Genomic DNA, 20,380 nt, shown 5'->3' on the forward strand with positions numbered 1-20,380 from the left:
ATGAAAACAAACGTTCTTCTCCGCATAAAGCTTTCCGTAGTACATGCTTCTTTTATGGCATTAATTTTAGTGTCTTTATTTTCATGTCAAAGTAAATCTAAAGAACCGGAAGAAGAAGATGTTCCAACTGCAAATACTCAAACGCCGGTAACAGTAACTACAATCGGGCAAGATGCGTTAACAGATTATATGGATTTAAATGCCAAGTCTGTTTATCTCCTTAAAAATTATGTTAAAGCTAATATTAATGGTTACCTACGCAAAGTAAATGTGCAGCCGGGAAAGTATGTAAAGCGCGGACAATTGCTGTTTTCTTTGCAGACAAAAGAAGCACAAAGCATTGGCAACAGCATTAATGTGCTGGATTCTACTTTTCATTTTTCAGGTTTAGGGCAGATTAAAGCAGCACAATCCGGTTTTATTTCTGAAGTAAACCACCAGCAGGGAGATTACGTGCAGGATGGCGAGCAATTAGCCATAATTACCGATAAAAACAGCTTTGTATTTTTAATGCAGTTGCCTTATGAATTAAGGGCAGATGTAAAAGAACATCAAGGCGTAGATTTAACTTTACCCGACGGCGAGAAACTGCGGGGAGAAGTTACGCTTTCTATGCCTACCGTTGATACACTTTCGCAAACGCAGGGAATTGTTGTTAAGGTAAAAGCAACACACAATATTCCTGAAAATCTGGTTGCTAAAGCACGATTGGTTAAAACTTCAAGTGCTCATGCCAGCTCGCTTCCAAAATCTGCTGTGCTTTCCAACGAAACACAGACAGAATTTTATGTCATGAAACTGATCAACTCGACAACAGCCGTAAAAATACCTGTTAAAAAAGGCATTGAAACGAACGACCGGATTGAAATACTTTCGCCTAAATTTTCTCCTACAGATAAAATTATAGTTACCGGAAATTACAGTTTGCCTGATACGGCTAAAGTTAAAATTGTACAGCCATGAGTGCGCCAGGAAGAGATTTTTTCATTTCCTATAAAAAACCAATCAGTTTAGTATTGGCGCTTATTTTAATGGGCGGTTTGTTTGCGTACACTAAAATGCAAACTTCACTGTTCCCTGAAATCACATTTCCGAAGATAAAAATCATTGCAGATGAAGGTTTGCAGCCGGTAAATAAAATGATGATAACGGTTACCAAACCGTTAGAAAACGCCGTTAAACAGATACCAGAACTCAATTACGTGCGCAGCACAACCAGCAGAGGCAGTTGCGAAATCTCTGCTTTTATGAACTGGAGCGCGAATATCGATTTAAGTCAGCAGCGCATAGAATCCCAAATCGAAAAGATCAGGAACGATTTGCCGGCAGATGTAAATATCTCGGTAGAAAAGATGAACCCTTCTATCCTTCCGGTCAGCGGTTACACGATAGAAAGCCATAACCGCTCTCCGATCGAACTTCGGCAGTTGGCTACTTTTACTATCAAACCTTTTTTATCACAAATAAGTGGCGTTTCAGAAATCCGGGTAATTGGCGGAAAAGTAAAAGAATACTGGTTGGTGCTCAACAAGCAGAAAATGACGGCGCTTTCTTTAACGCCGGATATCATCAGCAATACTTTAAATCAGACTGATTTCGTAAAATCCGAAGGTTATTTGTCGGATTATAAAATGCTTTATCTTACCGTTACCGATGCAACTTTAAATGCGAAAGATCAGTTAGAAAATGTAGTTGTAAGCAACAACAGCAAACGGATCATCCGGATGAAAGACTTTGCAGATGTTCAAATTAATCCGGAAATTGAGTACACCAAAATTAATGCAAACGGGCACGAAGGTGTTTTAATCGCCGTCATCAAACAGCCAAATGCAAACCTCGTTTCGCTTTCTGCAAATATGGAAAAGCAGGTGAAAAGGTTACAGAAAATCCTGCCAAAAGATGTTACCATTAAGCCTTATTATGTTCAGGCAGATTTTGTAAATGATTCTGTTAAAAGCGTTGGCGATAGTTTGTGGATTGGTTTGGCACTGGCAATCGTTGTCGCCATTATCTTTTTACGTTCTTTAAAAGCAAGCGCGGTTATCCTCATCACCATTCCAATTACTTTAGGTTTAAGCCTGATTGTTCTCTATGTAATTGGCTACACGTTTAACATCATGACGCTGGGTGCTATTGCTGCTGCCATCGGTTTAATTATTGATGATGCGATTGTAGTTGTCGAGCAAATCCACCGCACGCACGAAGAACATCCCGAAGAACCAACCAGAAACCTTTTGCAAAAAGCAATCGATTATTTGTTTCCGGCAATGGTTGGTTCTTCCATCAGCACCATTGTTATTTTTATTCCGTTTATTTTAATGACTGGCGTTGCCGGCGCTTATTTTAAAGTGATGACCAATACGATGATCATTACGTTGGTTTGCTCGTTTTTTGTAACCTGGATTGGTTTGCCGGTTATCTATCTCCTGCTTACCAACCACAAGAAAAAAAGTACGGTAAAAGAAGTATCGGCTCATAATGTAAAACAGCAGCGTTGGGTTTCCTTTTTTATTTTGCGGCCTTATATCAGCATTGTGATCATGCTTCTTTTAGCGGCAATAATTGTGTTTGTTCCGGGAAGGCTGGCAACAGGATTTCTGCCGGATATGGACGAAGGCAGTATTGTTTTAGATTACAGTTCGCCGCCCGGAACTTCGCTGGAAGAAACCGACCGGATGCTGCGGGAAGTAGAAAAAATCATTGTAAAACAACCGGAAGTTGCCGCTTATTCCCGGCGAACCGGAACGCAAATGGGCTTTTTTATTACAGAACCAAATACCGGCGATTACCTCATTCAACTTAAAAAACAGCGCGACAAAACCACGGAAGAAGTAAGCAGCGAACTAAGGAAGCAGATTGAAACAACGCAGCCAGCTTTACGGGTTGATTTTGGTCAGGTAATAACCGACATGCTGGGCGATTTAATGACTTCGGCACAACCCATAGAAATCAAGGTTTTTGGTGATAACCAACAAAGGCTGCAAGTTTTATCCAAACAAGTTACCGAAGCCGTAACCGAAGTAAAAGGAACAGCAGATGTTTTTAACGGAATTGTAATTGCCGGCCCTGCTGTTAGCATCGTACCTGATTATAGCAAATTGGCACAATTTGGACTAACACCTGCAAGTTTGCAATTTCAGGTGCAAACAGCGTTACAAGGAAATGTAATTGGTAACCTGTACGAAACGCAGCAGCTTTCACCAATCCGGATGGTTTATCCGGGCAACCGAAGTTTGAGTGTTTCGGATATCAAGAACATGAACCTGTTTCTGGCAAACGGACAACAAATACCGATTACCGGACTGGCGCATGTAGAAATGCGTGCAGGTGATGCAGAAATTAACCGCGAAAACCTGCAATCCATGGGCGTGGTGAGCGCACGTTTAGAAAACAGCGATTTAGGAACGGTAATGGCAGCCATCAAGAAAAACCTCGCCGAAAAAGTAAACCTGCCTCAAGGCTACCACATTGAATACGGCGGCGCTTATGCCGAGCAGCAGCAATCGTTTAAAGAATTGCTGATTATTTTGATCACTTCCAGTTTGTTGGTTTTTGCGGTGATACTGTTTTTATTCAGGCAATTTCGCATTGCGCTGCTCATCCTCATTATCGGCGTTTTGGGAATAGCCGGCAGCTTCCTGGCCTTGCTCCTCACCAACACGCCTTTAAACGTGGGCAGTTACACCGGCTTAATTATGATTGTAGGTATCATCGGCGAAAACGCCATTTTTACTTTTTTACAGTTTAAACAAAGTACGCTGGATAGATCGGTGGATGAATCTGTTGTATATTCCATTTCTACCCGCCTTCGCCCAAAACTGATGACTGCTTTAGGTGCTATCATTGCCCTTTTGCCTTTGGCTTTAGGTATTGGTGCCGGTGCACAATTGCATCAGCCATTAGCCATTGCTGTAATTGGTGGTTTTGTGGTTGCAATGCCATTACTTTTGATTGTTTTGCCAAGCATGATCCGCATTTTATACCGGAACGAAACCGCCCATTCTATCCATCATCCTTCTGAAACCAAAATGGATGATATCAATCCTTAAACACAAATTTTTAACCGATAAAAGAAGCATGAAAAACATTTTAAAACTGGCAACCGCATTTATGTTATGCCTTGCACCCGCCTTGTTAAAAGCACAAATTTATGTTCCTGACAAAGTCATTCCGCTTCCCGGTGATGGCGGTTATGATTATTTAGCCATTGATGAAGCTAACAACCGTTTATATGTTTCGCACGGAACAGCCGTAAATGTTATTGATCTCGCTACCGAAAAAAGTATCGGCATGATTGGCGATATGAAAGGTGTACACGGCATTGCTATCGACAATAAATTAAACAGAGGTTTTATAAGTGATGGCAGGGCAAATGCAGCCGTTGCTTTTGATTTGAAAACCCTGAAAATTATTGAAACTATTGCGCTGACTGCTGTCAACGGCCCGGATGCCATTATGTACGATCCTTTTTCTGACCGCGTTTTCACTTTCTGCGGAGAAAGCAACAATGCAGCAGTAATTGATCCGAAAACGATGAAACAAGTTGGAACCGTTGCTTTAGCCGGTGGACCAGAATTTGCCGTAAGCGATGGCAAAGGCAGGATTTACAATAATTTAGAGGATAAAAACAGCATGGATGTAATTGATGCCAAAACAATGAAAGTGCTGAAAAACTTCTCGTTAAACCCTTGCGGCGGCCCAACCGGTTTAGCTTTAGATGCCCAAAACAAAAGGCTTTTTACGGTTTGCCGCGAAAACAAAGGTTTAAGCGTAGTAGATGAAACCAGCGGAAAAGTAATTGCCACTGTTCCAATTGGTGCAGGTGTAGATGCCGTAGCTTATGATCCTGCAACCAAACTCATCTTTGCCTCCAACGGCGACGGAACAACAACCATCATCAAACAAAAAACGGCGGATGACTATGTAGTTGTACAAACTTTAAAAACACAAGTGCGCGCTAAAACTTTGGCTTTAGATACCAAAACGCATAAAATTTATTTAAGCGTTGCCGATATGGTGGCGGGAACGAGAAATGCTGTTCCGGGAACTTTTAAGGTTTTGGTGTTTAAAATGGAGTAAGAATAATTAGCGTTTTTAAATTGGAAATCCTGCTTTTACAAGCGGGATTTTTTAGTTTTAAGGCAAGACCGAGTATAAAATGTTCCTGTTGAAGCAGGTTGTATAAAATTGATGCCTTGTTAAATTAATTATCTAAAAGCAATATGTTTAACTATTGGATTTTTTTAACTTGCATTAATAATATGATCAAATTTTATAGAAGCAGGTATAACAAAATACATACTTGATTTTAACGTGAAATATTAACGGTTATACTAATACCTACAAATTCAGTATAATTTCTATGAAGCAGCAATTACTATCTCTCCTTTTTATAATTGCCCTGTTTTTATCGAGTTTTTTAGAAAGCAATGCGCAAAAAATAGGTGACAATAAAAGGCGTAATAAACATCCGAAAATTGATAGCATAGTAGTTGATAGCAGAAATAAAATTTTTAATGATCGAATTAAAAAAGATAGCCTCCATGACCTTCAAGTTATTAACATTAACCCGTACAACCCCTCGAATAAATTCTCTTTTTATCCTACTTTTAATTCTATCATATATTTAGTAAAAGATACATTTAAGAGCAAGACTAATTTTGATGGAGCGAAATTTAAAGATACATGTGATTTTTCATCAAGTAAATTTAGTTCAATTGTGAGTTTTACTGAAGCTAATTTTTCTAATAAACTAAGTTTCTTAAATGTAGAATTTGACAGTACAACTAATTTTACAAGGGATACTTTCAATAAAAGTATTACATTTTCCTATTTAAAACCCACTAATAACGCGAGGCTTCTTTTTTATCGAACCTGCTTTCCTTCTTTACTAGATTTCTCCTTTAATCAACAACTGTATAACGATATTAGTCTGAGCGGAGGTAATTTTGAGAAAGATTCGATGTATACAAATAACAGAAAAGGATGGCATTATATTAACTTATATAATTCAGATGTTACAAAAATAAAAATCGACTATTTACATTTTAGGCTTTGCTTCTATAACTCTTTCGACTCGATTAAAAATACAAGCTTAGCTCGTTCTATTTCTACGTCTGATATTTGTAAGCTAAAAAATGATCCAGATTTTAGAAATTATATTTATAAAATTTTCCCATATTGTAAATACTACTCAGATGAAGATTTTTGTTATGACGTTATAAATTGTTTTAAACGTTTGTTTTGTTTCAAACCTGATTTAAATGACACGGCAATAGAGGAATATATACAGTTGTGCCATAATAATAAAGATCATATTGTCCCCAACGCTTTATCTGATGAAGAAATAAGCTCTATATACGAAAAGGAAATCAAAGCATTAGATACTCAAGGACAAAAAACCAGTGAAGAAAAGTTAGATATAGAATATAGAGATTTCAAATACACATGGAATATACTTCCTCATATTTGGAATTGCTATGGATACCATAAAGAGTGGGTTTTTTGGTGGACTTTTATATTTCTTTCAATGTTTACTTTAATTACAAGCTTTTGTTTATATAATTTTAAAAAAAATGTATACGAAATTAAAGTAATTCCGCTACTACCTCCATTTCGAAATATTAAAGATAGAGGATTTGAATATATAATGAAATATTTGGTAAAAAGGCTATGGTATAGCTTTCTTTACACTTGCTTTATTTTTTTTCCGTTACTTCTAAAGTTTGAAAATATAAGATCTGTTAAGTTTTGGGGAATATTCTATATTTTTTTAATGTATTTATTGGGTTTATTTTGTTTAACTTATGTTGCGGGTTTTGTTTTACAGAAATAAAACAACCGTGTTTGTAATGTAATTCTAAAGCTTTGGATAACAGCCTTGCTTATTTATGAATGCAATTTAGTTTTTAAACATAGATACTGCTACTAACAGCCACCACCAAATATTAAAGCTCTGACAACTAGTTAAAAGCTAAGATGATACCCAGTAATTAAACTAAACCCTAAAAACATTCCAGCATCATTTTTCGTTCAAAGCCAAGTATAACCGTTTAAACGTTTAGAGTGATGCTCAACAAATACAAAATCCTATTAATTATTCCGTTACTGGCTATTCTTGGTGCAATGGCTTATTGCGGCAACCAGGTTTACACCTTATCTAACCAGCAAAAACAGATTAAAGAGGATTTTGCTACCATTAACAGCATCACTTTTGGCTTGCTTTCGGTAAATCAGTGGAAAGATAAGGTTGCCGTAATTATTAATAAACAAATACAAGGCTTCAACTTCACACCGAGTCAGCAAAAAGACCTGCAAAAAGAAGTAGAGCAGATTATGAATGGTTTGATTACCAAAGCCATCGCCATTATAAACCGTCCGCAAAAAACGTTAATGGGCAAGCTGAAAAAGGCGGCCGTTAAGATTTTTGTAAATGAAAAAGAACTTCGGGCGCAGGTACCCGGCTTTGCCCGCGAAATCATCAAACAAGTAAATAAACCATCGAGCAAAAGAAGGTTAAAAAGAGTGGTTAACAGCAAAGTCAAGCAACTGGAACAAACCACTTTTGATAGTTCCATCACTGCCGAACGGATGGTTCGGGTAAAAATGTTTAGCAAATACCACGTTAAAGATGATGATAGTTTTGATAAGAAAACAACTGCGATGTTAACCGATATTAATCACCAAACCGGCATTTACGCTTATGCAATGCTCGGTGGCGCCTTGCTTTTCCTGATTATCTGGCTGTTTTTAAAGAAACAGGTTGCACTGCATAAAACCTTGTTTGTGCTTTCCATTTTTGCAGCGATACTGTTGCTTGTGGTTGGCGTAAGCACCACGATGATTAACGTGGAAGCACGAATACAAACGCTCGACTTTAGTTTGCTTGGCCAAAACATGGTGTTTAAAAACCAGATTTTATTTTTCCAAAGCAAAGGTATTTTGGAAGTCGTAATGGTGTTGCTTAAAACAACGCACTTAGAATCTATTGCCGTTGGCGCACTTATTTTTTGTTTCAGTATTCTTTTCCCGGTTAGTAAACTAAGTTCGGCCTTAATTTATTCGCTTGGCCATAAAAAATGGATGCGCGGTAGTTTTATCCATTATTTCGCTTTTGATTCTGGCAAATGGAGCATGGCCGATGTAATGGTTGTAGCCATTATGATGACTTATCTGGCTTTCAATGGTATTTTAGACAGTCAGCTTGCTGAATTGAACATCAAAAACAGTTATCTATCTACCGTTACCACTAACAACACCTCGTTACAGCCTGGCTTTGTTATCTTTTTATCTTTTGTGATTTATAGTTTGATTATGTCTGAAATTTTAAAAAGAGTGGTTTTGCCTGCCGAAGAAAAAGGGAAACACGACGAAGAACAAAGTGAAATTTAGGTGGTAAAAGAAGTATAAATTGTAATGCTTCTTTTATCGGCTTAAAATCTTAAAACCCTTTGCAAATCCAAACAAGTTCTTTTAAATATACGGTTTACGGGTCGTTATCATCTGCTAATAAAATCTCGTTAAAAATTAATTCGCCTTCATCATTTTCAAAACTTAAATCGTCAAGAGATTCGGGTGTTTTTTTACGATAAAGGTCGATAATTTTATTCTTAGCAACTTTAAACAGCCAGCCGCTCATCTGGCCGATTTCATCAACATCAACCGCATTGCTTAACTGATACCAAACATCCTGCAAAATATCTTCGGCATCCTCTTCTGTTTTAACTTTGCCACGAATAAAGCTAAACAAGCCTTTCCCGTAGTCTTTAACCGTTTTTACAATATTTTTCCCTGAAGAGTTTGCCATTTAATTGCTGCCCGATTTCCCTTTTTTAGCATGACGGATAACAGTTGAATTTACTTTAAAATAAAATGATGTGGCAGGAACTCAAAAAATAGTCGATAAAAGAAGCATGCTTCTTTTATCGTACAATTAAAAGCATCAAGAATTAAATACTTCTCAATAAAAATTATTTCCGTTTTAAGCAAAAAGGCTTCCTGTATTGTTTATTATATTTGATCAATGAAGCATCTAAAATGCCTTTTTGCCTTCACTTTTATGCTTTTGCCGTTGTTTGGCAAAGCGGCTTCGATCCTTATTCCGATGGACGAAACGCAAAAAAATCATTTAAAATCGTACGGCATTGCTTTTTGGGTATTGAAAAACGGCGAAGAAGTTGACTGGCTGCTCAATTATCGCGGCGGCAGCTTTATGAGCAAGTACGATAAAAAGCTTGAAAACGAATGCCATGTAAGAGGGGTTAGTTTTGAAGTTATAGCAGACGCACAAGTAAGCAAAATCATTACCGAAATTAATGATCCTTCTGTAAATATGGATGTGGTAAAACTGGAAAAAGCGCCTAAAATAGCTATTTACTCGCCAAAAGATAAAGGCCCGCTGGAAGATGCGGTTGCATTGGTATTAAAATACGCCGAAATCCCTTTTGATTATTTATACGATGAAGAAGTATTAAAAGGCGATTTGTATAAATACGATTGGCTGCACCTGCACCATGAAGATTTTACCGGTCAATACAGTAGAATGATGGGTGGAATGGGCCGTGGCGGTATGTACGGAACTAGCCGTTTTAGCAGCGAAAACCAGGAACTAAACGCGGAAAGCAAAAGCGTGCAGGAAGCAATGGCGCATAAGCTGGGGTTTGAAAAAGTATCAAAAATGAAACTGGCAGTTGCCCAGCATATCCGTGATTTTTGTGCCAATGGCGGATTTCTATTTGCCATGTGTTCTGGTGCGGATAGTTTTGATATTGCGCTTGCTGCAGCTAAAACAGATATTTGTGAAACCATTTATGACGGAGACCCTGCTGATCCTAATGCGCAGTCGAAACTTGATTTTAGCCAGACTTTTGCTTTTCAGAATTTTACAGTAAATACAAACCCCCGTTCGCGCTCGTTTAGCGATATTGATGTTTCCAATACACGCCGTGTAGAACAGTCAAACGATTTTTTTACTTTGTTTGATTTTTCGGCAAAATGGGATGTCGTGCCCAGCATGCTTACCCAAGACCACGACCGGGTAATTAAAGGGTTTAAAGGACTGGCTACTGCATTCGACAAAAGTAAACTTAAACCCAATGTTTTGATTATGGGCGAAATGAAATCGGCTAACGAAGCCCGTTACATTCACGGAGAATATGGAAAAGGACAATGGACGTTTTATGGCGGCCATGATCCGGAAGATTATCAGCACAGCCCTAACGAACCTCCTACTGATTTGGCTTTGCACCCAAACTCGCCCGGTTACCGTTTAATCCTGAATAATGTACTTTTTCCGGCAGCGAGAAAAAAGAAACAGAAAACCTGATGGCAATTGCATCTTGCCAAATAAAACCTAAATAGTTGCACTAACTTTAGCCAGCAAGCCCGGAAGAAAAACCGGATACAAGGCAGATCAAAAGGTTGATAAAAGAAGCATTAAACCATGCTTCTTTTATCAACCTAAAGTTTAGCCTTACAGAGAAAATAGAATTTTAACAAAACTATCTCCTTTAGCGGAAGTTAATATTTTAAGCAATTAGTTAAACAATGGAAAGATTTATTTCAAGAAAAGGACATGGTTTTATAGAGGCGGGCTACATTCCGGTAACGGCACTTGCGCCAGAATTATTTGGCTTTGAGGAAGAACAAACAGCTAAACTTTTATGCCGGATACAAGCAGGAAGCGCTTTAGTATCTGATTTATTAACCAAAGCAGAATGGGGCTTATTTAAAATTATTCCCTTTAAAACCCATTTAGCAATTGATGTTGCTATGGGCGCGTTTTCTTTAGCTGCGCCCTGGCTTTTTGGATTTTCTAAAAACACTAAAGCATGCAATACGTTTTTAGCAATGGGCGCAGCCGGCATAGTTGCCGGTTTGCTTACCGAACCTAAAGAAATTTTAGTTTATAAATCCTGATTTTTTAACACCTATTAAAACTAAATCATTATGTCAACTAATCAAAAATATGCGCTGATAACAGGCGGAACCAGCGGCATAGGGTACGAACTGGCTAAGTTATTTGCAAAAGACCAGTACAATTTAGTTATTGTTGCCCGTAACGAAGCTGAATTAAGCAAAACAGCAACCGAACTTAAACAACAAGGTGTAGAAGTAATTACCATTGCAAAAGATTTGTTTAAACGCGAAGCACCTGCCGAAGTTTATGATGAAGTAAAAGCAAAAGGTATCCAGATTGATGTTTTGGTAAACGATGCGGGACAAGGCCAGTATGGTTTATTTTCTGAAACCGATATTAACCGCGAACTTGATATTATCCAACTAAATATCGGTGCTACTATTTCCTTGATAAAATGCTATTTGCCAGAAATGCTGGCCCGTAAAGATGGAAAAATATTGAACCTTTCTTCTATCGCCGGCAAAACGCCCGGGCCTTACCAATCTGTTTATCACGGAACAAAAGCTTTTATACAATCATTTACAGAAGCAATCCGTTCCGAAAACAAAGGTTCAGGCGTTACGATTACTGCCTTGCTTCCCGGCGCAACAGAAACAGATTTCTTTAACAAAGCAGAAATGCAGGATTCTAAAATTGTACAAGAAGGAGGAATGTCTAACGCTGCAGATGTAGCTAAAGATGGTTATGAAGCTTTAATGTCTGGCGATGATATGGTTATATCTGGTTTTAAAAACAAAGCAATGGTTGGTATGACCAGTGTCACCCCGGATCATTTGGTTGCTGATATGATGAAAAAACAGCAGGAACCGGTTGATAAATCAGAAAAATAAATGCTTCTTTTATCAACAAAAAACCCTGAACTTAAAAAGCTCAGGGTTTTTTGTTGAATTATTGCAGAGGGTTTATTGCTTTTTTATATTCTGTACCATTTGATGGATAAGTGCTAATCCTGTTTGGATAACTTCCAGATCAATATTATTTGTTGCCAAAGCAAATACTTCGTTTATCAAGGAAATATTTGTTTTTTTAGTGAGAACTAAAAAACCACCCTTCATCTTTGGTGCAATAAATTAAGGCTGATTATTTAGCTAACTATAACTCTTTCGCAACCTTATAATCCTTTTTTTTGAAGAAGTTGACGTAAACAGAAAGCATAGCTGCCAGAAAAAAACACAATGCAGTTAAAGTATCGATAAAAGAAGCATCGATAGCTTTACCGCTGATCTGATCGGCATAATACTTAATAAAAGAATTGGGAAGATTGTGTTCGCCTAACTTTTCCTTGACCTGCCATTGCCAGTCGGTTATCGGGCAATAACCTATTCCAAACCAAATACCTAAAACAAACCAGGATGCTGCTGTTAACAGGATGAAAATAAAATGCAGCTTCCGCGTTGGTTTCCAGATCCAACCGAAAAGATTAAAGCCGATAATAACTAAATGCAGTATGGTAAATAAAAAATCCTGCGTCTGGAGGTTCATTAATGCTTTTTATCCTAATTTTAAAGCTGAAATTACAATTTCTGTTCAACATTAATATCAAACCTAACTTCCTGCATACTTCTTTTATCAAACAAAAAACCCTGAGCTTGGATTAAGCCCAGGGTTTTTTATTGAAAAAGTATGATAATTTAAGTTTATGGCTTCAAAACCACTTTCACACAATCATCTTCTTTATTTTTAAAAATATCATAAGCATGGGAAACATCGCTTAAAGGTAAAGTATGCGAAATTATATCGTTTAAAACTACTTTTTCTGTTGTAACCAGTTCTATTAAATGATCGATATAATTTAAAACCGGCGCTTGCCCTTGTTTAATAGTGATGCCTTTATCAAACATCCGATGAACCGGAAAATTATCGTATGGCGTACCATAAACACCAACCACGGTAACTGTTCCGCTGCGGCGTACAGCACGGAAACATAGCTCCATTACTTTTACGGTCCCTTTTTCAAAATTAACGGTTGCTTTTACTTTTTCCATAAAAGAACGTTCGGCTTCAAAACCTACGGCATCAACACAAACATCCGCGCCGCGGCCGCCTGTCATCTGCCGGATCGCTTCGACTACATCTACTTCGTGCGGGTTTAAGGTTTCTACCTTGTTCACATCTCTTGCCCTTTTTAAACGATATTCTAACGGATCGATTGCTATTACCCGGCTTGCGCCCATAATCCAGGCTGCTTTTTGTGCCATCAAACCAACAGGGCCAGAACCAAAAATAGCTACAACTTCTCCGCCTTTTAACTGTGCCCAGTCTATTGCAGACCAGCCTGTTGGAAAAATATCTGTTAAAAACAGCACTTGCTCGTCCGTCATGTTATCCGGAACTTTACGCGGACTAATATCAGCATAAGGAACACGTACATATTCTGCCTGCCCGCCAGAATAACCGCCATACAAATCTGTATAACCAAACAAGGCAGCACCTTTTTGGTCTAACAAATCGCCGTCCGGGCCGTAATGCTCATAATTAGAGTTTTCGCAATGCGGAGAAGCGCCATGCTGACAGAAGAAACAATGGCCGCAAGCAATTGGAAAAGGCACGACAACACGATCCCCCTTCTTCAAATTCTTTACGTTCACGCCAACTTCTTCTACAATTCCCATAAACTCATGACCCATAATCATATCTTCTGCCTGCGGAATCCCGCCATCCAGAATATGCAAATCGGAACCACAAATAGCGGTAGAAGTAACTTTTAAAATAACATCACCCGGATTTTCAAGGCGCGGGTCTTCAACGGTATCATAACTAATGTCGCCCGGTTTGTGAAAAACTGCTGCTTTCATAAAAATATTTGGTTTTAATGATTAATGATAAGCAGGGAACAGTTTGGCAGAAACAAAAGTTTCAACACGCAAATAATTTGTTTAGGATGAAAAGCAAAGCGTTTTGGCGCCTCCATTTTTTATGCCATAAAAGAAGCATCAAACCTAATTTATAAAAGCGCTGCAATCCCATCACCAAAATCAAATACTTTGGCACGGCCAGCAAATGCGCTTTCTAAAATACTGCTTCCGGCGGCACTTCGATAACCGGCAGCACAATGTACTACAATTGGTTTTTCTGCGGAGATTTCGCCTGCCCTTTCCCTTAATTCGTGCAGCGGAATTTGGATAGCAGTTTCAAAAACAGGATTCTCTTCTACTTCGCCCGGATTGCGGACATCAATAATAGTATAAGCTGATTTGTTATTTGTAAACGCGTCCTCATTCAGCTTTTCCAACTGTATGTTTCCGGCTTTCAAAACAAATGCTTCTTTGATGTTGCTTTCGTATCCAATTTTTGCTGTTGCGTTAATCATTTGTTTTAAGGCTTGTTCGTCTTCCGCAGCCAGATAAAATGCTTCTCCCGGTGCAACAATACTTCCCAGCCAGGTTTCAAACTTACCGCTTGCCATTAAGTTGATTGAATTAGGCAGATGTCCGGCTTTAAATTTTGTATCCGGCCGTGTATCAACCAAAACGATAGATTGATCTAACCTTGATGCTTCTTTTACCGATAAAATTTCTGTGCCGGGCTTAATTTTTGCTAAAGCTGTTTCCAGGTTTTCTGCACCTTTTTTGTTCAGTTCTACCGCAGCAGCAAAATATTTCGGCACAAAAGGCTGGCCGGCAATTAACTCTTTTACAAATTCAGCTTCCGGCATTTCCTGCAAAGCCCAGTTACTGATTTTTTCCTGACCGATTGTACTGCTATTGGCTTCACTCAATGCTTTTCCGCAAAGTGTACCTGCGCCATGCGCAGGATAAACCAGCGTTTTATCATCCAAAACCATTAACTTTTGCCTTAACGAATGATACATCTGCAAAGCTAATTCTTCCCGTTGAGCAGTTAAATTGCCAACAGTTTCGCGGAGGTCCGGACGGCCGCAATCGCCAATAAACAAAGCATCGCCGGTAAAAACAGCATGTTGTTTTCCGTTCTGTTCCAGCAAAATACTAATGGAATCCGGAGAATGCCCCGGCGTGTTAATTGCTTTTAATTTGATATTTCCAAATGTTAAAACATCATCCTCATCAAAACTTTGATGCGGATAAGTTGCGCCGGTTAAAGCAGAACAATAAATAGTTGTGCCGAGTTTTTGATGCAGTTCGAGATGCCCGCTTACAAAATCTGCATGCGGATGGGTTTCAATAACCGCTATAATTTTTGCCTGATGCTTTGCTGCAAAATCGAGGTAAGGTTTGATGTTCCTTGCCGGGTCAATCAATACCATTTCCTGTTTGCTAACAATAGCGTAAGCGTAGTGCGAAAGGCTTTTATCTTCAAACTGTTCTATAACCATACCTGCAAATGTACAACCGTTCTTCAGGAAGAAGTAAATTTATCAGCAAGAATGAACCTATTCTGCCCCGCACCGCCCATTTAAAATAAGAAGCTAAGGGCAATAATGGCTTTTAGTAATTTCTTTAAAAAGAAAATGCTTCTTTTAGCACACAATAATTTGTGTGCTAAAAGAAGCATACCAAATAAAACTTAAACAATACCCGGAGCAGCCGGAATTAATTAACGCAACCTTTTAGGGTTAAAAGCAATTAAATAATTTAACGGGCTTTCTGATACTGCTTTTACGTCTGATTTGTTTTCGGTGTGGGTTTTTGCCAGGCTTAACTTTGCTTTTACAAGACCAAACAATTCTGATAAAATTTCTGGTAATACTTTAGCCGAAATGGTTGGGTAATAATCCTTTTCGATGGCCAGCTTTTCTTCGTTGGTTGCTAAATTTAATTCCCAGGATTCATCAGGCTTAAAGCCAAATTCTTTTGCACAATTATTTAAATCGTACACATAAACTTTAGCTTGTACTTCTACTGTTTGGTTGATCATCATTTATTTACTTTTTTTAACAGGTGCATTATCAGCCTTGGATACCGATTTTTTACCCGATTGATAATCTGAAGGCGCTTTTTTAGACTCTGTACTTGGCGCTTTCTTGGTGTCTTTACTGCCTTTATCTTTACTCATTGCTTTAATTTTTATTGGTTTTACAATTTGTTAATTAATAAGCTTTGTTTTTTTGTAGTATTTTATTGTTGTAATGATTGTTGTTCTTTTATAAGAAACAGATATTATCGAATAAAATTATTTAAAAAATGATGAATATAAATAAATCTTAAACAGGTTTTAAAGGCCGAAACGTTTAATTTAAAAATGATAAATAGGAAACCACCTGAGCTTTGCTTAAAGGTAAGTATTTTAAACAGATTAACAGTACAATCTTTCTTTTAAAAGGCATTATTATTTTGGCGGATAAATATGGTAGCGGCCGCTGCAATGCAAAAAACTCATAATATAGAGTAAGCCATCGTAATAGCGTTCTACCAACTCCTGCGGAATGGGTGCTTTCCATAATTCATTTACAAAATCTTTTGCAAGCGGCTTGGTTGCAGCAAGACTGGCTACAGCATTTGTTGCAATTAAGCCATTGGCATGGCGTGTTTCCAGCGTTTCGCCATTTAAAGTAAACTGATCGCCGTACTGCCCTAAGCCTTTGGAAGCAAAAAAAGCCTGCACCTTGTTGCTTAAAGTTTGTTCGCGCGGGTCTTTATGCCACCAGTTCCAGTCAACAGACCAATTACTTGCCGTGCGCCAGGAATCAAAAGAGAAATTAACAGAATTTTTATTGAATGAGCGTTCGCGTGGCGTTCCGTCAAAGTTGGCATAATCAGAAGATAAACCAGTTGTAGGGTTAGCAGCTTTCTGGAAGAAATTACGGCTGGTATCTGCTGCTGCTGCCCAGAAACTTCTGTCGGCTTCCGGCCCAAATCTTGCCCAAAGTTCATAAAAAGCAGGAAGATGATAAGATGGATCGGTAAAATCGCCGCGGTCAATTCCCGGTACAAAACGGATCATTTTATGCTCTTCGTTTACCATTGCAGAAATATTGCGGACGCCAAATTTAGTCATCCCGGATTTATAAGGATGATGACGAATAGCAGTTAAAATTTTATCAGCCCAGGCATGGTAATTATAAATGCCCTTGCCGTTTCCCCATTTGCCAGATGCAAAGTAAAGCGACATCACAAAATATTCTTCTCCGTCTGGTGCCGGCGTTTCTTCATTAGCCTCGCCATTACGTTTCAACGACCAGGAAAAATAACCTTCTGAAGGATGGGCCGGCGAACTGATATACATTTTGCTGAGCGCATAATTCCAGATGGCATCAAACTCTGCTTTTTTGTTGAGTTGTACCGCAATCATCATCCCGTACGACATTCCTTCCGTTCTGATATCATGATGCGGCACATCGCTTACATAAGCTAATGGCCCGTTTTCGTTTTTTCCTGCTGCAAAATACACGGCCTGGGTAGCGGTATCGCCATGAAAAAGCTGGTTAAAAGCAGCATCAATTTTTGCAGAGATTTCCTGTTCGCTGTGCCCCTGTTCTTTAAACAAGTTTCGGTATTTCCCGGTTGCATAAGCGCCGGAACCATCGTTTAATTTGGCAGGATTTTTTACGGTTTGGGCTTTTGCCGCTGGAAACTGCAGCAACAACAAAAGTAAACTACAAAATCGAAAATTTTTGCAGGTATATGCAACGCTGTTTTTCATTATCCGGATTAAAATGATTTAGGTAAAAAGGAATTGTAAATCTACATAACAATATTTTACATGCTTCTTTTATCGCATAAAAATCTCGGCTTATTGTTAAGAACAGCGACAATCATTTTTACCCGATAAAAGAAGCATATAGTTTTTGCAGACAAGTTTAGGCTGACCAAGATACTGATAAATCAGTTTATCCTTTAACGCCATGCAGTAGCTAATAACGAGAAGTAAGGATTTTGCATCGAAATTTTAAAATTTATCTCTTCGCGCTCTTACGGTTCCCTTTTAAAAGGGATTCTGCAAATTGAACAACCTATACTTTTTCTATTTCTGCTACTGTTTATAATAATTGTGCAAATTTTATCGGCATAAAAGAAGCATGCATCAATGAAGCTTCCTCTGAGAAAAAATTTAACTCACTTTTTCTCAGAAGAAAAAACACTGCACTTACTGTATAGCATTCCGCGGATCTGGTTTCATTTTTAACTGGTATTCTTTGGGTGGTTCTGCACCTAATAAATTCCTCACAAAATAATCCCAACGGCGGCGCATCATGTAAGGAGAAAAATTGCCGTAACCATGAGGGCTATTTGGAAAAACCACTAAATCATAATCTTTGTTAGCTTTTTCCAATGCTTCTACAACCAATAAAGTGTTTTGCGGAGGAACGTTATCATCCATTAAACCATGGGCAAGCATCAGCTTTCCTTTTAGGTTTTTGGCGATGTCCTCGTTTGCATGCGCTGCATAATCAGAATTAGCAACTAATCCGTCGTAACGTTCGCCCCAGTCATCCTCGTAATTTCGGTTGTCATGGTTGCCAGATTCCGAAATACCAACTTTAAAAAAATCAGGATAACGGAACATAGCGGCTGCAGTTGCAAAACCTCCGCCCGAATGTCCCCAGATCCCAACACGGTTTAGATCAATATAAGCATACTTTTGCGCCAATTGCTGGATGCCGGTAATTTGATCTGGAAGTGTGTTTTCCGACATGTTGCCATAACTCATATCGTGAAAGCTTTTGGAACGCAACGGATTGCTTGTTCCTTCAATTTCTACCACAACAAACCCTAATTCGGCAAGTGCTTGGTTATCTCCTCGGGAAGCTGCGAAAGACCAACTACCTACACTGCCACCTTGCGGACCGGGATAGATATAATCGATAACCGGATACTTCTTTTGTGCATCTAATTTTGATGGCGTAAACATCAGTCCATACAAATCTGTTTTGCCATCATTGGCTTTAACCGTGATTAGGGTTGGTGCTTTCCAGCCAGTTGCAACAAGCCTGGAAACACCAGTTTTTTCTAAATTAACAATGAGTTTTCCTTTCAAATCACGTAAAAGTGTAACCGGCGGAACATCAGGCTGAGAATAACTATCAATAAAATAATTGTTTGAAGGAGATAAAGAAATTTGATGGTTTCCTTCTTCCGGCGTGAGCACAGTTAAATGTTTTCCATCAAAATCAATTTTACATAACTGACTGAAATAAGGATTTTTGCTTTCTCTTCCATCAGTCATAAAATATAGTTCCCGGTTTTTTTCATCTACTTTAAGTAGTTTTGTTACTACCCAATTGCCTTTGGTAATCTGGTTTTTTAGTTTTCCGGTTGAGGCATTATATAAATAAAGATGGCCCCAATTATCCCGTTCTGAAAACCAGATGATCTCGTTACTTTTTGGAAGATATTTCCAGTTGGCGCTTCCCCAGCCCGATTCGTATTGTGTAGGAACTGTTTCTTCAAAAACTTCGCGCACAGCTCCTGTTGCTGCATCAGCAATCCTGACTTTTTCCTGTTTATGATCGCGGGAAGTAGAAATAAAAGCCAGATGAGAAGCATCTTCGCTCCAGTTCAGGTCCTCCATAGAAATATCATCCTGAAAAGTAGATCGGTGCGGGTCGGGCGGAACCTGCAACATAATTACTTTAGGAACATCAACATTAATAATAACACGCTGAATGGTAGCAATTTCCGTGTCGCCCGGTAACGGATACTTCCATGCTTTTAAAGTTGGCTTGCCCACATTGGTAGTAACCAAATACATATCGCTTACATTGCGCTCGTCCTGCTTATTGGTAGCAATCTTTTTAGAATCCGGCGACCAAAGTAAAATCGGGCTATCGCTATGTGTCCAGCCGGCATTATCAGTGGCGTAACCAAAATTTTTAATACCATCAGTAGTCAATTGGGTTTGTTGATTGGTTTTAACATCACGAACCCATAAATTATAATCCTTAATAAAAGCTGCACGTTTACCATCAGGAGATAAAACTTCGTTACTACTTCTTCCCTGACGCCTGCCTGTCCCTGCAACGGTTGTTACAATCCTGGATGTATCCGGAGTAATTTGATAAGTCTGCAAATCAGATTTCCACTGCTTGCCATCAGCCTGAAAAATGATAAACTTGTCATCAGCAGAAAAACTAAAAGTTTGAAAAGGCAACATCGAAGCCTGATAGGTTTTACCAGTTGCCGCAGAAAGTGCCGTTGCTAATTTTTGTTGGTTAAAAGCAGCATTACGTGTTTTTTTGGCGGGATCAACTAATATAAATTCACTTCCCTGAGGAGTTAAAACACGGTACCAAAAACGGTCGGCCTGCAACCAATTAGGGCGAACATTACCGTAATCAATGTATTGTTCGGTATTGTAGGCCAGAAAACTTTCGGCATGTTCGTAATCTTTTGCAGTTAAAACGTTAGGTTGCTGGGCATGCAGGGTTAATGCGAATGCAAAAGGAATGGCTGTTAACAGAAGTTTGTGCATTGTTGATATAATAAACAAATTGACAAGCAATATAGAGCAAACCAACGTAAAAGTTCACTTACTACTCTATTTTATTAAAATCAGCACAAATTGTCATTATCAGGAGTAAACTAAATAGGAATATTATAAATA

At 38.5% G+C, this 20,380-nt stretch carries 16 protein-coding genes; 8 read left to right on the forward strand and 8 right to left on the reverse strand.

Annotation, left to right across the window (positions count from 1 at the left end; translation table 11 throughout):
* The 5 genes from GO621_RS07710 to GO621_RS07730 all read left to right on the forward strand — a co-directional run bounded on the left by GO621_RS07710 (position 1) and on the right by GO621_RS07730 (position 8,391).
* Positions 1–963: an efflux RND transporter periplasmic adaptor subunit gene (locus GO621_RS07710; RefSeq protein WP_198170173.1), complete on the forward strand. Its 963-nt coding sequence runs from the start codon at positions 1–3 to the stop codon at positions 961–963.
* A complete protein-coding gene (locus tag GO621_RS07715; RefSeq protein WP_157565742.1) occupies positions 960–4,049 on the forward strand; it encodes an efflux RND transporter permease subunit in 3,090 nt (1,029 codons plus the stop codon). The genes GO621_RS07710 and GO621_RS07715 overlap by 4 nt, the downstream gene beginning before the upstream one ends.
* 28 nt (positions 4,050–4,077) lie before the next feature.
* Entirely contained in the window at positions 4,078–5,079 is a 1,002-nt protein-coding gene (locus GO621_RS07720) for a YncE family protein (RefSeq protein ID WP_157565744.1), read from the forward strand.
* A gap of 283 nt (positions 5,080–5,362) precedes the next feature.
* Positions 5,363–6,835: a pentapeptide repeat-containing protein gene (locus GO621_RS07725; RefSeq protein WP_157565746.1), complete on the forward strand. Its 1,473-nt coding sequence runs from the start codon at positions 5,363–5,365 to the stop codon at positions 6,833–6,835.
* 233 nt (positions 6,836–7,068) lie between these two features.
* Positions 7,069–8,391, forward strand: a complete 1,323-nt coding sequence (locus GO621_RS07730) for a paraquat-inducible protein A (RefSeq protein ID WP_157566083.1) — start codon at positions 7,069–7,071, stop codon at positions 8,389–8,391.
* A 94-nt stretch (positions 8,392–8,485) separates the two neighbouring features.
* Here GO621_RS07730 and GO621_RS07735 read toward each other — a convergent pair whose 3' ends face one another.
* Positions 8,486–8,806 carry an RNA polymerase sigma factor gene (locus tag GO621_RS07735; RefSeq protein ID WP_157565748.1) on the reverse strand — a complete coding sequence of 107 codons (321 nt, stop codon included), beginning with the start codon at positions 8,804–8,806 and terminating at the stop codon, positions 8,486–8,488.
* Positions 8,807–9,022: 216 nt separating this feature from the next.
* On the opposite strand from GO621_RS07735, the gene GO621_RS07740 reads away from it, so the two are divergent.
* The 3 genes from GO621_RS07740 to GO621_RS07750 all read left to right on the forward strand — a co-directional run bounded on the left by GO621_RS07740 (position 9,023) and on the right by GO621_RS07750 (position 11,748).
* Positions 9,023–10,324, forward strand: a complete 1,302-nt coding sequence (locus GO621_RS07740) for an asparagine synthetase B (protein ID WP_232335610.1) — start codon at positions 9,023–9,025, stop codon at positions 10,322–10,324.
* A 221-nt stretch (positions 10,325–10,545) separates the two neighbouring features.
* A complete protein-coding gene (locus tag GO621_RS07745) occupies positions 10,546–10,917 on the forward strand; it encodes an SPW repeat domain-containing protein (RefSeq protein WP_157565750.1) in 372 nt (123 codons plus the stop codon).
* Positions 10,918–10,947: 30 nt separating this feature from the next.
* On the forward strand, positions 10,948–11,748 hold the full coding sequence (locus tag GO621_RS07750; RefSeq protein WP_157565752.1) for an SDR family NAD(P)-dependent oxidoreductase: 801 nt from the start codon (positions 10,948–10,950) through the stop codon (positions 11,746–11,748).
* A 262-nt stretch (positions 11,749–12,010) separates the two neighbouring features.
* Here the strand turns inward: GO621_RS07750 and GO621_RS07755 are convergent, their stop codons facing one another.
* The 7 genes from GO621_RS07755 to GO621_RS07780 all read right to left on the reverse strand — a co-directional run bounded on the left by GO621_RS07755 (position 12,011) and on the right by GO621_RS07780 (position 20,248).
* Positions 12,011–12,400: a DUF2784 domain-containing protein gene (locus tag GO621_RS07755; protein ID WP_157565754.1), complete on the reverse strand. Its 390-nt coding sequence runs from the start codon at positions 12,398–12,400 to the stop codon at positions 12,011–12,013.
* 155 nt (positions 12,401–12,555) lie between these two features.
* Positions 12,556–13,713, reverse strand: a complete 1,158-nt coding sequence (locus GO621_RS07760) for a zinc-dependent alcohol dehydrogenase (RefSeq protein WP_157565756.1) — start codon at positions 13,711–13,713, stop codon at positions 12,556–12,558.
* A 149-nt stretch (positions 13,714–13,862) separates the two neighbouring features.
* Positions 13,863–15,212, reverse strand: a complete 1,350-nt coding sequence (locus GO621_RS07765; protein ID WP_157565758.1) for an MBL fold metallo-hydrolase — start codon at positions 15,210–15,212, stop codon at positions 13,863–13,865.
* A 221-nt stretch (positions 15,213–15,433) separates the two neighbouring features.
* Complete coding sequence (locus tag GO621_RS07770) at positions 15,434–15,757, reverse strand: hypothetical protein (RefSeq protein ID WP_157565760.1); 324 nt, start codon at positions 15,755–15,757, stop codon at positions 15,434–15,436.
* Complete coding sequence (locus GO621_RS19205) at positions 15,758–15,892, reverse strand: hypothetical protein (protein ID WP_262884987.1); 135 nt, start codon at positions 15,890–15,892, stop codon at positions 15,758–15,760. It lies immediately after the preceding gene.
* Positions 15,893–16,165: 273 nt separating this feature from the next.
* Positions 16,166–17,419 carry a glycosyl hydrolase family 8 gene (locus tag GO621_RS07775; protein WP_232335611.1) on the reverse strand — a complete coding sequence of 418 codons (1,254 nt, stop codon included), beginning with the start codon at positions 17,417–17,419 and terminating at the stop codon, positions 16,166–16,168.
* Between the two features lie 504 nt (positions 17,420–17,923).
* Positions 17,924–20,248, reverse strand: coding sequence for a S9 family peptidase (locus tag GO621_RS07780; protein ID WP_157565763.1), 2,325 nt, complete (start codon positions 20,246–20,248; stop codon positions 17,924–17,926).
* Positions 20,249–20,380: the final 132 nt, after the last annotated feature.

It is taken from the genome of Mucilaginibacter arboris (assembly GCF_009754915.1).
In the GTDB taxonomy this organism is placed as follows: domain Bacteria; phylum Bacteroidota; class Bacteroidia; order Sphingobacteriales; family Sphingobacteriaceae; genus Mucilaginibacter_A; species Mucilaginibacter_A arboris.